Source organism: Bradyrhizobium sp. P5_C12 (assembly GCF_054049735.1).
In genome coordinates, this window is the sequence record NZ_JBFULU010000022.1 from 112,425 (window position 1) to 126,591 (window position 14,167).

The 14,167-nt window shown below is 64.9% G+C and carries 13 protein-coding genes; 9 read left to right on the plus strand and 4 right to left on the minus strand.

Going from position 1 to position 14,167, the window contains the following annotated elements:
• Nucleotides 1-10: 10 nt before the first annotated feature.
• Nucleotides 11-691 carry a leucyl/phenylalanyl-tRNA--protein transferase gene (gene aat / locus ACXJMY_RS20760; protein WP_456621208.1) on the plus strand — a complete coding sequence of 227 codons (681 nt, stop codon included), beginning with the start codon at nucleotides 11-13 and terminating at the stop codon, nucleotides 689-691.
• A 7-nt stretch (nucleotides 692-698) separates the two neighbouring features.
• Here aat and ACXJMY_RS20765 read toward each other — a convergent pair whose 3' ends face one another.
• A complete protein-coding gene (locus ACXJMY_RS20765; RefSeq protein WP_456621209.1) occupies nucleotides 699-1,715 on the minus strand; it encodes a DUF2155 domain-containing protein in 1,017 nt (338 codons plus the stop codon).
• A 250-nt stretch (nucleotides 1,716-1,965) separates the two neighbouring features.
• Here ACXJMY_RS20765 and ACXJMY_RS20770 point away from each other — a divergent pair, with 250 nt between their 5' ends.
• Entirely contained in the window at nucleotides 1,966-2,913 is a 948-nt protein-coding gene (locus tag ACXJMY_RS20770) for an alpha/beta hydrolase (RefSeq protein ID WP_456621210.1), read from the plus strand.
• Nucleotides 2,914-2,928: 15 nt separating this feature from the next.
• Nucleotides 2,929-3,936 (plus strand): Na+-dependent transporter, encoded by a 1,008-nt coding sequence (locus ACXJMY_RS20775; RefSeq protein WP_456621211.1) that lies wholly within the window; start codon nucleotides 2,929-2,931, stop codon nucleotides 3,934-3,936.
• Between the two features lie 23 nt (nucleotides 3,937-3,959).
• Here ACXJMY_RS20775 and ACXJMY_RS20780 read toward each other — a convergent pair whose 3' ends face one another.
• Complete coding sequence (locus tag ACXJMY_RS20780) at nucleotides 3,960-4,496, minus strand: hypothetical protein (RefSeq protein ID WP_456621212.1); 537 nt, start codon at nucleotides 4,494-4,496, stop codon at nucleotides 3,960-3,962.
• Between the two features lie 91 nt (nucleotides 4,497-4,587).
• Entirely contained in the window at nucleotides 4,588-5,526 is a 939-nt protein-coding gene (locus ACXJMY_RS20785; RefSeq protein ID WP_456621213.1) for a GlxA family transcriptional regulator, read from the minus strand.
• A gap of 91 nt (nucleotides 5,527-5,617) precedes the next feature.
• Here ACXJMY_RS20785 and ACXJMY_RS20790 point away from each other — a divergent pair, with 91 nt between their 5' ends.
• On the plus strand, nucleotides 5,618-6,304 hold the full coding sequence (locus ACXJMY_RS20790; RefSeq protein WP_456621214.1) for a DJ-1/PfpI family protein: 687 nt from the start codon (nucleotides 5,618-5,620) through the stop codon (nucleotides 6,302-6,304).
• A 487-nt stretch (nucleotides 6,305-6,791) separates the two neighbouring features.
• Here the strand turns inward: ACXJMY_RS20790 and ACXJMY_RS20795 are convergent, their stop codons facing one another.
• Entirely contained in the window at nucleotides 6,792-7,199 is a 408-nt protein-coding gene (locus ACXJMY_RS20795; protein WP_456621215.1) for an NADH:ubiquinone oxidoreductase subunit NDUFA12, read from the minus strand.
• 233 nt (nucleotides 7,200-7,432) lie between these two features.
• On the opposite strand from ACXJMY_RS20795, the gene ACXJMY_RS20800 reads away from it, so the two are divergent.
• The 5 genes from ACXJMY_RS20800 to ACXJMY_RS20820 all read left to right on the plus strand — a co-directional run.
• The gene (locus ACXJMY_RS20800) at nucleotides 7,433-8,044 is read left to right on the plus strand and encodes a BA14K family protein (RefSeq protein WP_456621216.1); all 612 of its coding nucleotides are present in this window, start codon (nucleotides 7,433-7,435) and stop codon (nucleotides 8,042-8,044) included.
• A 398-nt stretch (nucleotides 8,045-8,442) separates the two neighbouring features.
• Nucleotides 8,443-8,865: a response regulator gene (locus ACXJMY_RS20805; protein ID WP_456621217.1), complete on the plus strand. Its 423-nt coding sequence runs from the start codon at nucleotides 8,443-8,445 to the stop codon at nucleotides 8,863-8,865.
• Nucleotides 8,862-11,117, plus strand: a complete 2,256-nt coding sequence (locus tag ACXJMY_RS20810) for a CHASE3 domain-containing protein (protein ID WP_456621218.1) — start codon at nucleotides 8,862-8,864, stop codon at nucleotides 11,115-11,117. Before ACXJMY_RS20805 ends, ACXJMY_RS20810 begins: the two co-directional genes overlap by 4 nt.
• A 357-nt stretch (nucleotides 11,118-11,474) precedes the next feature.
• The gene (locus ACXJMY_RS20815; RefSeq protein ID WP_456621219.1) at nucleotides 11,475-12,446 is read left to right on the plus strand and encodes an ABC transporter substrate-binding protein; all 972 of its coding nucleotides are present in this window, start codon (nucleotides 11,475-11,477) and stop codon (nucleotides 12,444-12,446) included.
• An 8-nt stretch (nucleotides 12,447-12,454) separates the two neighbouring features.
• Nucleotides 12,455-14,167 (plus strand): adenylate/guanylate cyclase domain-containing protein (locus tag ACXJMY_RS20820; protein ID WP_456621220.1); only part of this gene is annotated, 1,713 nt, incomplete at its 3' end.

Below are 14,167 nucleotides of genomic sequence, written 5' to 3' on the forward strand. Positions count from 1 at the left end.
GTCGCAAGCCATGACTTCGCGCGATTCCGCCTCGTCTGAAATCACGCCGGCCGTGCTGCTGCGGGCCTATGCCTGCGGCATCTTTCCGATGGCCGAGAGCGCTGACGATCCGACCCTGTTCTGGGTCGAGCCGGAAATGCGCGGCGTCATCCCGCTGGATGGTTTTCGCGTCGCCTCACGGCTCGCGCGCACCGTGCGGTCGGACTGCTTTCGCGTCACCGTCAACACCGCCTTCAAGGCGACGATCGCCGGTTGCGCCGCGCCGCAGGCCGGACGCGAGGACACCTGGATCAACAAGCGCATCCGCGATCTCTATGGCGGCCTGTACGAGCTCGGCCATTGCCACAGCGTCGAGGCCTGGCAGGGCGACGATCTCGTCGGCGGCCTCTATGGCGTGAGCCTCGGGCGGGCCTTCTTCGGCGAGAGCATGTTCCACACCGCGCGCGATGCCTCCAAGGTCGCGCTGGTGCATCTCGTCGCGCGGCTCATCCATGGCGGCTTCGAGCTGCTCGACACCCAATACGTCACCGAGCATCTGAAGAGCTTTGGCGCGGCCGAGATTTCGCGGCGCCGCTACACCGCCCTGCTCGACAGGGCGCTCGCCGGCGAGCCCGGCGATTTCCTGAGGCTCTCGACAGGTGAAGCGATCCCGGGCGCGCACGCGCTCGAGATCATCGCGTCTCGGCAATAAATCAGGTCTACCGGCTCCCGAAGCCGGGGATGCCGAACAGACCCGGCCGCTGCTCCGGCGGCGGAGGTGGCGGCGGCGCCGGCTGCGCTTGCGGTGGCGGCAACGGCTGCGGCGGACGCTGCTGCACGGCCTGCTTCGGCGCGGCCTTCTTTTGCGCCGGAGGCGGCGGCGCCACCGGCCTGGTCGCCGGATCCGGCGCTGCGGTTGCGATGGTCTGCTGCGGCTCTTTGCAGTCGGTCAGCCAGATGTCGTAGATCGGGTGCTCGACGCCGTGCAGGCCGGGGCTTGCGGCATACATCCAGCCCGAGAAGATCCGCTTCACCTCGCCCTGCAACGTGATCTCGTCGACCTCGACGAAGGCGTCGGTGTTGGCGGCTTCGGTCGCCGGCCGGGTGTAGCAGGCATCGGTTTTGACCCGGAGCGCGCCGAACTGCACGGTCTCGCCGATATCCTCGTCGAAATTGATGATGCGCCCGGTGATCTTGTCGAGGCCGGAGAAGGTCGCCTTCTTGTTCACGATCTTCTGGGCCGGCGGCTCGGTGACCACCTCGTCGCCGGGCTGGAGGCTGGCCGGCGTCTGCGGCACGGTCCCCTTCTGCAGGGGCTGGCGCTGGCCCGGAACGGCCGGATTGGCACCCGGCGGCGGCGCGGCTTGCGGATTGGGCGGTGCGACCGCCACGGACGGCGGCTGGTTCGGAGGAGCGACGGTGCTGCCGGGCGGCGGCGCCAGAGGCTGGGTCTCGACCGGCCCCGGCATGATATTGCCCTGCCGTCCCGGCGGCGGCGCCATCGGGCGCGACGGCAGCACGCGGCCCTGCGGCGGCAGCTCCGGCACCTCTTCGTCGTCGTCGGGGATCTGCTGCGGCGGAGGCTGCGGCTGGCCACGGGGGATATTGCCCGGCGGCCGCAGCGGCGGCGGATCGGAGAAGATCGTGCCGATCTGCGCCTGCGCCGGCGTCGCCACCGTCATCGCGGTAGCGGCCAAAAGCGCCGCAAGACCTGTCAGGGTAAAGGTTCGAAACATATCTCGCGCGGCTTTAACAGCGAATCGGGCTTGCTGGACATTCTACAGGGGTACCGCCGCTCGCAGGCCATCCGGTTAACACGGCGAATACGGCGGGGGAAGGGCGGCATCCCTGCCCTGCCCGGCGCCGTCTGGCCAGACCAGCCCCCGGATGGGATAGTCGGACGGCCCCCGCCCCGGGGGCCGAGGCGGGCATCGCGCCCCGAAAAACGACGTCCAACCATACCGGAAAACCGCAAGGCCGCTTCCCATGCCCGTCGTCCTCGATCCCGACGCCGCCGCCGTTTACAAGGCGTTCCAGGAGGCCGGCCGCCCCGCCTACGAAACCCTGACCGCGCCGGAAGCGCGCGACTATTATTCACAGGCGCGCTTTGCCACCAATCCCGAGCCGCCGGAGCTTGCGCGCGTCGCGCTCCTGTCGATCCCGGCGCCGCTTGGGGTGATTCCGGCGCGCCTCTATGTCCCCGGCGAGCTGCGCGGACATGACGGCTTGTCGCCGGCGCTGGTCTTCTTCCATGGCGGCGGCTGGGTGGTCGGCAACCTCGACACCCATGACGTTGCCTGCCGCAAGCTCGCCGTCGAAGGCGCGCTGATCGTGATCTCCGTCGACTACCGCCTCGCGCCCGAGCACAAGTTCCCGGCCGCCATCGACGATGCGATCGCCGCGACCAAATGGGTTGCCGCGAACGCACGCGAGCTCGGTATCGACGCCTCGCGCTTGTGCGTCGGCGGCGACAGCGCCGGCGGCAACCTCGCAGCCGTCACAGCGCTCGCCGCACGCGACGGCGACGGCCCCGCGCTTGCGGGCCAGGTGTTGATCTATCCAGCCGTTGATTTCGCCATGACGCACGGCTCCCACCGTGAGCCCGAGACCAGCGTGCTGCTGACGCATTCGGTGATCCGCTGGTTCCGCGACCACTATCTGGGCGGCGTCGCCGACATCCACGACTGGCGCGCCTCGCCGGCGCGCGCCGCGAGCCTCGTCGGCCTGCCGCCGGCCTATGTGCTGACCGCCGGCGCCGATCCGCTGCGCGATGAAGGCGACGAATATGCCCGGCGCCTGAGAGAGGCCGGCGTTCCCGTCACCTCCAGGCATTATCCCGGGCAGTTCCACGGCTTCTTCACCATGGGAAAATTGTTGCAACAGGCGAATGTCGCGGCGCGCGAGATCGGCGCGTGGCTGAAGGGATTGGGCTGACGACGCCCGTTTCACATGCTCTCGGTTTTTCAAAACACGCTTGCCGTCCCCCTGCGCGCCCTGACCTGGCTCGGCGACCAGGGCACCCGCGCGGTCGCGGCGATCGCGTTCATCGCGGTTGCGGTGCCCCCGCTCGGCGCGCTGCTGCGCCCCTACGTCACCGAGGCGATCCTCGGCCTGCTCTGCATCTCCTTCATGCGGGTCGATCTGGCCGCGCTGTACGGACATCTGCGCCGGCCGGCGCTGGTCGCGGGCGCCACGGCCTGGACCACGATCGGGGTGCCGCTGATCGTCGGGCTGACCGCCCATGCGACCGGGCTCACAAGCCGCTCGCCCGGCCTCTTCCTTGCCCTGATGCTCCAGGGCATGGCCTCGCCGATGATGGCCGCGCCGGCGCTCGCCGCGCTGATGGGCCTCGACGCCACGTTCGTGCTGATCACGCTGGTCACCTCGACCGCACTCGTGCCGTTCACCGCATCGCTGTTCGCAAGCCTGTTTCTCGACGGCATGCTCAGCATCTCGCCGCTCGCGCTCGGCTTGAAGCTGCTCGGTATCCTCGCGGCATCGCTGCTTGCCGCGACCGTCATCCGCTGGGTGTTCGGCGCCGCCGCGATCCAGCGCCACAAGCGGCCGATCGACGGCTTCAACATCGTCATCCTGCTGGTCTTCGCGTCCGCCGTGATGGGCGACGTGGCGCATGACTTCGTCGCCGATCCGCTGTTCACGATCGGCGTCGCGGCTCTCGCCTTCACGGTCTATTTCACCCTGCTCGCCGTCACGACGCTGATCTTCTGCCGCGTCGGCTACGAGCGCGCCTTCGCGGTCGGGCTGATGGTGTCACAGCGCAATCTCGGGCTGATGCTGGCCGCGACCGCGGGCGCGCTGCCCGCGACGACCTGGCTCTATTTCGCGCTCACGCAGTTTCCGATTCATCTTGCGCCATATCTGCTGACGCCGATCGCGCGGCGCCTGACGGCGCGGGCTGATGCGGCCAGCGCAGCGGCTACACCCAGGACGGGCTGACGACGATATCAGCATTGACGGAATTATGAGGTGTTTCTGTCCTGTGCAAAGCGCTCGACAAGCTCAGACCAGAACGGAATGTATTTAATCTGCGCGGGCCAGGGTCTGCTGTTCCAGCCCGTGAACTCTCTTTCGAAATAGTCGTTTAGATTGGCACCGTAGTAAATTGTGTCGATGCCATAGATGGAAAAGACGGGGTTGCCTGCCTCTTGCGGCTGCTCCGGCAAATATCGGTGTCCAATCAACGGGATCAGTTTCGGTGCCCGGGCAACCATTTCTCGAAGCGTCTCTTCCCGGGCTCGTGCAGTGGACGGCCACTCCCCCCATTCCGACCACCACAGCCGTCCGTCCTCGACAGAGTGACGAAGACCTTCAAAGGGCCAGTCCAGCGCTCGTCTTATCGCACGCTCATCCGTCCAATCGTGTCCCTCCACCGGCCGCTTTCGCCTCAGGAGCGCAATGAGGTCGGGAGGAAATACCAAGCCAAATCGACGTTGCGCCCTATCGAGTTCCGATTGCGTATAGCCCTTGGTCCAACGAACCGTGTCGTTGCCTGACACACCTATTCCCTCACTTCTCTCTCGCTCTCCCGATTCAGATGAGAGCCGATACTACGTTGGCACGCGCGCACCGGACTTGCGAGTGCACACCCTACCCCGCCCGTGCGGCGCGCCGCAGCGCCTGCGGCGGCTGGCCGAAGGCGCGGATGAAGGCGCGCCGCATCCGTTCGGGGTCGCGGAATCCGGTCGCCTCGGCGACGAGCTCGATCGCCTCGCGCGATGACTGCACGCGCTCGCGTGCGACCTCGATCCGCAAGCGCTCGATCGCCTTGGACGGCGTCGTGCCGGTCTCGGCGGCAAAGGCGCGGGCAAAATGCCGCGCGCTCATGCCGGCGCGGTCGGCGAGATCCTCCACGGTCAGCGGCGCATCGAGATTCTCCCGCGCCCATGACAGCAGCGCGCCGAACCGCCCGTTCGGCGCCTTCAATTCCAGCAGCGAGGAGAATTGCGACTGGCCGCCGCTGCGGCGATGGTAGAGCACGAGCTGGCGCGCGGTCTGTTGCGCGATCTCCTCGCCGTGATCCTCGGTGACCATCGCGAGCGCGAGGTCGATCCCCGCGGTGATCCCGGCCGAGGTCCAGACATTGCCGTCGCGCGTGAAAATCTGGTCCGGCTCGAACTTCACCTTCGGATAGCGCGCGACGAAATCGCGCGTGCGGCCCCAATGCGTGGTGGCGCGGCGGCCGTCGAGCAGGCCGGCCTCGGCCAGCACATATGCGCCCGAGCAGACGCTCGCGACCCGCACGCCGCGCCGCGCCAGCCGCAGCACGAAGGCGCGCGTGACCTCGCAGCGCGCCGCGTCCGCCACGCCCGCGCCGCCCGCCACCACCAGCGTCGTGATCGCATTCGCCGATCTGAAATCGCGCGCCATCATCTCGACGCCGGACGAGCTGCGCACCGGGCCTGCCTTCACCGCCAACACCCGTAGCGCGAGCGGCTTGCCGGAGGCGCGCGCCGCGATCTCGAACACCGAGATCGGGCCGGCCGCATCGAGCAACTGGAAATCGGGGAAGATCAGGATGCCGATCATGGTTGTGTCCGAAATTGAGGGAATTACGCCATTTTGGACAGGAGGGCATCATGCCAGTTTGCCGGCGTCAAGCTCTTCATTGGAGGTTCTCATGTCGGCACCGCTCCAGATCGGTCTTTTGGTGTTTCCGCGCGTCACCCAGCTCGATTTCACCGGGCCCTTGCAGGTGTTCTCGTCCGTGCCAGGCGCCAAGCTGCACCTGATCTGGAAGCGCATCGAACCAGTGCCGAGCGATTCCATCCTCACGCTGACGCCGACCATGACGTTCGCCGATTGCCCGCAACTCGACGTGATCTGCGTGCCCGGCGGCTTCGGCACAAACGACCTGCTTAATGACGAGGAGGTGCTCGACTTCCTGCGCAGGCAGGCCGAGGGCGCCAAATACGTCACCTCGGTTTGCACGGGAGCGCTGGCGCTCGGCGCCGCCGGCCTGTTGAAGGGCTACCGTGCCGCGACCCATTGGAGCGCGATGGAGATGCTTGCCCAGTTCGGCGCGACGCCAACGAAGACGCGCGTCTGCGTCGACCGCAACCGCATCACCGGCGGCGGCGTCACCGCGGGGATCGATTTCGCGCTGACACTGGTGTCGATCCTGGTCGACCGCACCACGGCGGAAGCGATCCAGCTCGGGCTCGAATATAATCCGGCACCGCCGTTCAATTCGGGTTCGCCCGATACTGCGCCGGCCGAGGTACTGGCGTTGCTGAAGGAGCGCGGCGCGCCGAACCAGGCCCGCCGCCTCGAAGCGGTCAAGCGGGCGGCTGAACGGGTCATGTAGCTTCGCGCATCAACACTGCTCTCGTGTCCCGGACGCGGTGCAGCGTGCAACGCTGCGCCGCCGAGCCGGGACCCAGGGGCCGCAATCTGGGTCCCGGCTCAGCGCAGCAGCGCAAAGAGCGCTGCACCGCGTCCGGGACACGCAACTCATCACAACAGAAAAAGGCCGCCCGGTTTCCCAAGCGGCCTTTCCTGTCTTACGACGGCTGCACATTTCATCGGGCGATTTCGGACCTTCCAGACCGGGGGCCTATCTCCCGATCGAGTCCTGGTCGGCGGCCGCTGCATTTCGGGACAGTCGCGAACTGTTGCCCGAACCGAACGCGATGGTCTCCCATCTCCGTAAGATGGGATCATTGAGCCGCATCGTTCACATGAACGCAATAAGCGCGCAGGCGGCATCCCCGCTGTTCCCGTTGTCCACAGCGGCAACAGCCGGATGCGAATGCATCCAACGCAAACGATCTGAAGCTGCGATATGCGCGAGCCTAGCCGGGTGTCCAGGGCTGGTAGTCGCCGGTCGCCTTCGGCCGCTTGCCGCTGGCGAGCGTCGAGCCGGACGGCCGATAGGCGTTCGGCGTGCCGGTCGGATTCGGCTGGTGCGGCTTTTGCCATTCGCGCGGCTGGTAATCCTCGTCGGTCGGCGGCACGTCGACGACATGGTGCATCCAGCCGTGCCACCCCGTGGGAATGCGGCTGGCTTCCGCATAGCCGTTATAGACCACCCAGCGCCGCTCGAAGCCTAGCGTCGGGTCGATCGCCCCGCCGCGGGTGCGATAATAGCGGTTACCCTGCTCGTCCTCGCCGACCAGCTCTCCGTACCGCCTGGTCCAGAGTTGGGTGCCAAAAGTCTGGCCATTCCACCAGGTGAAGAACTTGAGGAAGAACTGTTTCATGCGGCAAGGGCCCTGCTTCGTGGGGCCCTGATGCCATCCGGGCGACCAAATGTCCAGTTCGGCGGGTGCGGCTGTGCCCCACGCAAATCCGTGACCCGCCGCAAATCGGACGCGATCCGTTCATGCCGGGTACAGCGGCCACGTGGAAACCTGCTCTCCCACGCGCACACCGGCGTGAACCTAGGAACCACGGTCCTTGCGAGGGGTTTGTTTCCGGGAAAAGGAGTTTGAACATGAGCAGTCTGAGAATTTTGAGCGCCGCTGCGGCACTGGCGCTGGTGCTTCCGTTGGCGACACCGAGCTTCGCGCAGGGCCATGGCGGCCGCGGCGGTGGAGGCGGCGGCGGCCATTTCGGCGGCGGTGGCGGTGCTCACTTCGGCGGTGGCGGCGGCGCCCGAATGGGCGGTGGCGGCTTCGCTGGTCCGCGGATCGGCGGTGGCGGCGGTAATTTTGCGGCTGGCGCAGCGGTGCGTCCCAGCATCGGCGCCGCGCCGGCCTTCAGCGGCGGTGGCGGTCGTAGCTTCGCAGCCGCCGGCAGCAATTGGCAGGGGCGCGGCGGCAACTGGCACGGCGGCGGCTGGCGTCGTCACGGTGGCGGCTTCTGGCCCGGCGTCGCGGTCGGCGCTGCGATCGGCGGCCTCGGCTCATACGCCTATTACGGCGGAGGCTATTACAACGATCCCTACTACTATGGCGACGACAGCTATTATGACGAACCGTCAGTGGCGGTCGTGCCCGACAGTGGCGGCGACTCCGCGGCCTATTGCGCGCAGCGCTACCAGTCCTACGACCCGGCCTCGGGCACCTATCTCGGTTATGACGGCCTGCGTCATCCCTGCCCGTAAGACGGTCTGAAGCAATCGATCCGAAATTCGATCCGGAATTCGATTCATGGGCGGCGCCGACAATCATCGGCGCCGCCCATGCGTTTTGGCCGGCTGCTTCCGGATCTCCAGCTTGCGAGAGAGTTCGAGCCTGCGTCGCTCGCGGGCCGTCAGCGGCTCGCCCTCGACGACGGACGACTGAGTGCACCGGAGTCGCGAACACGGCGGCTGCTTGCCTCGTGACGCCTTGTGGCTGTCCTTCCACTTTGTCTCAATCTTTCATCGAGATGCGGTCGCCGGGAACTCCACTTATGCACTGCACCGTGCATACCTCCTCCGATCCAATCCAAAATTGACCCGGCATACGATTCGCCTATATCACCAACCACTGTGGGGACTTCGATCTACTGGGAAATGTCATGCCGCGTATCCTCGTGGTAGACGACGATCCGATGGTCGGTGCGACCATCGAGGTCCTCCTCCAACGTCAGGGCTTCGAGGTCACGCTGGCCGACGGAGGCGAAACGGGACTCGCTGCGCTGGAAGCGCAGCCGTTCGACGTGATGCTGGTCGACATCTTCATGCCGCATATGCGCGGCTTCGAATCCATCCGGATCTTTCACGAGCGCGCGCCCGCGATTCCCTTGATCGCGATGTCCGGTTACGCCTTTGCGTCGGCCGCCTCGCCCTCCCCCGATTTTCTCCGCATGGCGCTGGAACTCGGCGCGGCCCGGTGCCTGCGCAAGCCGTTCACGCCAGACGCCCTGCTGACCACGATCCGGGAATGCCTCGCCCCTCCGGGCGGGAGCGCACAGCCGAAGGACAAGAAAGAAGCCCCTTGATTCCCTCGCAGCGCGTCATTCTCGGTGCTGGACTTGCAATCCTCCTGATCATCACCGCCGCCTCGATCGGACTCGACGTCAAGTCGCGGTCCGATGCCGCATGGGTCAATCACACCGTCGAGGCGCTGAAGAAGATCTCGGACGTGCGCCTGCTGCTTCGCCAGGCCGAGAGCGCCGCGCGCGGCTTCGAGATTTACCGGACCAGCAGCTTCGCCGACGAGTTTCGGGCGACACAGGACAGGATCGTGCCAATCCTCGACGACCTCGAACGCGCGGTGCGGGACAATCGCGACCAGGCCGAACTGGTGAAGACGACCGTGCCACTGGTCAGGCGGCGGTTCGATATCGCGGCCGAGGCGATGCGGCTGCGCACCGCAGATGACCAGGCCGGCATTGCAGAACTTCAGGGCAAGGCCGAAGGCCGCGGTCTGATGGACGTGATCGTGGCCAATCTCGACCGGTTGGCCACCGAGGAAGAGAAACTGCTGGCCGGCCGCGAGGCGAATTCCCGCCGCACCGGCATCGTCCTGCTCGGCATCGATGTGATCGGCGCGCTGGTGATCCTGCTGCTGGTCGCAATGCTGATGCGCGAGAGCCGGCGCACCACTGTGGAGCTCCAGAGCTCGCTGCACGAGACGCAGGTGGCGAAGGAAGCGCTCGAGGCGGCCGTTGCCGAGCGCACCGAGCACCTTGTCGCCGCGCATGACGAGCTTCGGCTGTCAGTCAACGTGCTCCAGAGCACGTTCCGCAGCATGGCGGAGGCGGTGCTGGTCATCGACAGCGAGAGCGACGTGCTTTTGTCCAATCCGGCCGCGGAGCGCATGCTGCTGCACCGCACCGGCATGAACCTGCGCAATCTGCAGGCGCTGTCCGACGTCTTCGATGGCGACGGCGTCACGCCGCTCAAGGCCGAAGAGCTGCCCTCGGCGCGCGTGCTGCGTGGCGAGCAGTTCGAGAACCTGGAGATGATCGTCCGCCCCCACAGCGGCAATCCGACCCGTCATCTCATGATCAGCGGCCGGCCGATGCGGGACGCGCAGGGCGATATCTCCGGCGCAGTGCTGGTCTATCACGACGCCACCACCTCGCGAGAGACCGAGCGGCAATTGCAGCAGTCGCAGAAGCTGGATGCCATCGGCAAGCTGACCGGCGGCGTCGCGCACGATTTCAACAACATGCTGACCGTGATCTCCGGCAACACCGAGACGCTGGTGGCGAGCCTGAACGACCAGCCCGAGCTCCAGCGCACGGCGCGCCTGATCGACGATGCCGCCGAGCGTTGCGCCGAGCTGATCCAGCATCTGCTGGCGTTCGCGCGCAGGCAGCCGCTCGAGCCGCGCAATGTCGAGATCAACGCCGCGATATCAGACATCGCGAAGCTCTTGCGCCCCACCCTCGGCGAGCAGATCCAGATCGAGACCGTGCTCGAACCGGGACCGATGACCTCGCACATCGATCCCTCCAGGCTCACCAACGCCGTGCTCAACATGGCCATCAACGCCCGCGACGCCATGCCGAACGGCGGCAAGCTGCTGCTCGAGACCCACCGGGTCGTGCTCGACGAGGCCTATGCGCAGGCCAATCTCGACGTGCGGCCCGGCCCCTACGTGATGCTTGCGGTCAGCGACACCGGCACCGGCATGCTGCCCGGCGTCCAGGAGAAGGCGTTCGAGCCGTTCTTCACCACCAAGGAGGTCGGCAGAGGAAGCGGCCTCGGCCTCTCCATGGTCTACGGCTTCGTCAAGCAGTCCGGCGGGCACATCAAGATCTACAGCGAGGAAGGCCACGGCACCACGATCAAGCTGTATCTGCCGCCGGGCGAAGGCGCCGCCGAAACGGTGGTGCCCGCCGCGCCGCAGGCCGAAGGCGGCGCCGAGACCATTTTCGTGGTCGAGGACGATACGCTCGTGCGCAACTTCGTCACCGCGCAATTGCAGAGCCTCGGCTACCGGACGGTCGCCGCACCCGACAGCCGGGTCGCGCTGCAACTGATCGAGGCCGGCCAGGCCTTCGATCTGCTGTTCACCGACGTGGTCATTCCGGGCGGCATGAGCGGGCGCGAGCTCGCCGACAAGGTGGCGAAGATCCGCCCCGGCGTCAGGGTGCTCTACACCTCCGGCTATACCGACAATGCGATCGTGCACCACGGCAAGCTCGACGACGGCGTGATGCTGCTGACAAAACCCTACCGCCGCAACCAGCTCGCCGACATGATCCGCAGGGCGCTGAACGGCGGCGGGATGGCAAGCTAGGCGTGTACTCGCAGGCCCCGCGCCGCGATCAGACACGTATGAGGTCCGCTATGGGCGTGATAGCGGCGCAACGGCCGATGTCACCCGAGGTCTTCCGGGAACCGCACCTATGGCGCTCAGTAAGGCACCTTTTGGTCGCGATCAGACCGTTCTCAAGCAAAAATCAAGCTGATCTAAAGGACAAATAGTCCCGCCAGTTCAATCTTTGAGCACCTCCTCGGCGACTAATGTTGGATCCCGCCTCGCGACGGTCCGCTCGAGGGCGCGATATCGCGCGCAGTCGCCAACCGCGCGAAGCCGGAATCTCAGTCTGCGGCCCGCATCGGTATCCGCCCGCGCACTTCGGAAGGTGCTCGCATGAGAAGACGAGAGTTTGTCCTATTGATCGCTGGAGGACTGGTCTGGCCTGCCATCGCGCGGGCGCAGGACGAGAGCAGGCTCCATCGGATCTTCTGGGTTTCGACGGAGTCCGAACCAGATCCCTTTTTGGACGGTTTTCGCGAGGGAATGCGCGCGCTGGGATACGTCGAGGGCAAAACCGTAGCCTTCGAGACCCATTATGCTCCCGGAAATCCGCAGGCGCTTCGCAAGATTGTCGCCGAGCTGCGACGAGGGAATATCGACCTTGTGGTCTCGAGCGGTCCAGCGACGCGCGTCATAACTGCAATAACCGACATCCCTGTCCTATTTGCATTGAGCGGTGATCCCGTCGCCCTGGGTGTGGTGAAGAGCCTTGCTCACCCCGGTACCAATTTCACTGGGAGCACATTTCTGTCGCTCGAGTTGGCAGGGAAGCGCGTTGAGCTGCTCAAGGACATTTATCCAAAACTCCGAAAAGTGGCGATACTCTCGAATACGGATCATCCGGGAGAGCCGCTGGAATGGCGTGCCACTCTGGAGTCATGCCGGAACCTGGGCGTTGAGGCAGCCTATGTTCCGTTCTGCGGTGCTCGCGAAATCGAGAATGCGTTGACCAATGCGAGCAGAGTGGACGCAGATGCGATCCTTGTATTTCCTGATGCTGTGACCATGGTGCATCGTACCGAGATTGCAGAGTTTGCAATCGCGCACCGGCTGCCTTCGATGTTCGGCTGGTCTGAATATTGTGATGCGGGAGGCCTCTTAAGTTACGGCGCGAACCAGCGCACAACCTATTATCGGCTTGCAAGCTATGCCGATCGCATTCTGCGCGGTGAAAATCCATCGGATCTTCCGGTCATGCGCCCCGAGAAATTTGAACTGGCAGTCAATCTGAACACCGCCAAGCTTCTGGGCGCCGAACTGGACGTATCGTCGATCCTGTTTCGCGCCAGCAAGGTGATCTCCTGAGAGCAGTTATGACGGACGGTGATGCACAGTCCTCTTCGTCTGCGGACCATGTTTCGATGGCCCCGCGTCGCTCGCTATTCTTCAAATACTTCGCGACGTTGTTTGTTGCCGCAGTCGTGCCTCTGATACTCGGCGCGGCCGTCGAGGCATCATTCGGTTATCGGGATCAGCGTCGCCAGATTAGCGCGGTGCTGCAAGCAGACGCTCGCGCGGCGTCCGACAGAATAGAGGCGTTCACCGATGGAATACGAGATCAACTGGGGTGGATGGTGCAGTTTCCCTGGTCTCCTGGAGACGACGAGCAACACAAGATCGACGCTTTGCGTCTACTTCAGCAGGTGCCTGCGATAGTTTCAGTTTCGCTTCTGGACCAGACTGGCACCGAACGGGTGTTTGTTTCCAGACTGCGTCTGAACAGGACCGGTCGCGGCATCGATATGTCTGCGGACCCTGCCGTTCCGGGTGCACGCGCCAACAGGGTCTGGTACGGACCGGTTCAATATCATCAGGATTCAGAGCCTTACATGAGGATCGCGGTTGCCGGAAGCCTGCCGGCGGCCGGGATTGCGATCGCGGAGGTCAATCTAAAGCTGATCTGGGATGTGATCGCGGCTATCAGAATTGGCGAGACCGGCTACGCCATCGTGGTCGACGACTCCGGTCACCTGATCGCCCATCCTGATATCAGTCTGGTTCTGCGTGGTCGCGCCAGCTCGGGCAGTTTTGGCCGGATCAAGCATCTGCTTGGGGCCACGAGTGGGGCGGCGGTGATAACCGGGGACCGTGGTAAGCCCGTCGTGGCGCTATCCGTTCATGCGGCAGATGTGGGTTGGACGGTAATTGCGATGCAGCCGGTCCTGGAAGCCTTTGCATCAATTCGCGCAGCTTTGTGGCGCTCCCTAATTCTCATTGCGCTCGGCATTCTCATCGCGCTGGCGCTCGCCTATTGGCGCGCGCACAGGATGTCTGGTCCGATCAAGCAATTGGAAGACGGCGTTGAGCGGATTAGAACCGGACAGTTAGAGCATCGCATCAAAATCTTCAGCGGCGATGAGTTGCAACAACTGGCGGTGCGCTTCAATGAAATGGCATCCGAACTGGCGATCTCGCAGCAAAAGTCGGTGCGGATCGAAAGGCTGAAGCAATTCTTGCCGTCACAGGTCGCCGAACTGGTCGAGCATTCCCCCGAATTGCTCGAAGGGCAGCGACGCGAAGTCGCCGTTATCTTTGGCGATTTGCGCGGATTCACGGCGTTCTCTACGCGCAATGAACCCGATGTTATCATGGCCGTACTGCGCGAGTACTATGAGGCGGTTGGAGCTGTTACGACTCGTCATGAGGCGACCCTGATCGGCTTTGCCGGAGACGGAGTCATGCTCCTCGTCAATGCCCCGGTCGCATGTGAGCAACCGGCAAGCCAAGCGGTCCGGCTCGCGATCGACCTGCAGGTCGCGGTGCAGTCCATTGCCAGTAAATGGTGCGCTGAGGGCCATGCGATCGGCTTTGGTGTGGGCGTTGCTATGGGGCCCGCAACAGTTGGTACCGTCGGTTATAATGGTCGACTGGACTATACGGCCATGGGAGGCGTCGTCAATTTGGCGTCTCGGCTCTGCAATCTCGCGAAGGACGCGCAAATCCTGGCTGATCCCACCATCGCTGGAGGGGTAAAGCATAGCATTCCGTTGGTATCGCTTGGGCGGCGGAACATCAAAGGCTACGAC

Excerpts from the sequence above, each read along its gene's own strand:
- ACXJMY_RS20775 (WP_456621211.1), top strand. The coding sequence starts at position 2,929 with ATGCTCTCGGTTTTTCAAAACACGCTTGCCGTCCCCCTGCGCGCCCTG.
- ACXJMY_RS20795 (WP_456621215.1), bottom strand. The coding sequence starts at position 7,199 with ATGAAACAGTTCTTCCTCAAGTTCTTCACCTGGTGGAATGGCCAGACT.
- ACXJMY_RS20805 (WP_456621217.1), top strand. The coding sequence starts at position 8,443 with ATGCCGCGTATCCTCGTGGTAGACGACGATCCGATGGTCGGTGCGACC.
- ACXJMY_RS20785 (WP_456621213.1), bottom strand. The coding sequence starts at position 5,526 with ATGATCGGCATCCTGATCTTCCCCGATTTCCAGTTGCTCGATGCGGCC.
- ACXJMY_RS20800 (WP_456621216.1), top strand. The coding sequence starts at position 7,433 with ATGAGCAGTCTGAGAATTTTGAGCGCCGCTGCGGCACTGGCGCTGGTG.
- ACXJMY_RS20770 (WP_456621210.1), top strand. The coding sequence starts at position 1,966 with ATGCCCGTCGTCCTCGATCCCGACGCCGCCGCCGTTTACAAGGCGTTC.
- ACXJMY_RS20765 (WP_456621209.1), bottom strand. The coding sequence starts at position 1,715 with ATGTTTCGAACCTTTACCCTGACAGGTCTTGCGGCGCTTTTGGCCGCT.
- ACXJMY_RS20815 (WP_456621219.1), top strand. The coding sequence starts at position 11,475 with ATGAGAAGACGAGAGTTTGTCCTATTGATCGCTGGAGGACTGGTCTGG.
- ACXJMY_RS20790 (WP_456621214.1), top strand. The coding sequence starts at position 5,618 with ATGTCGGCACCGCTCCAGATCGGTCTTTTGGTGTTTCCGCGCGTCACC.
- aat (WP_456621208.1), top strand. The coding sequence starts at position 11 with ATGACTTCGCGCGATTCCGCCTCGTCTGAAATCACGCCGGCCGTGCTG.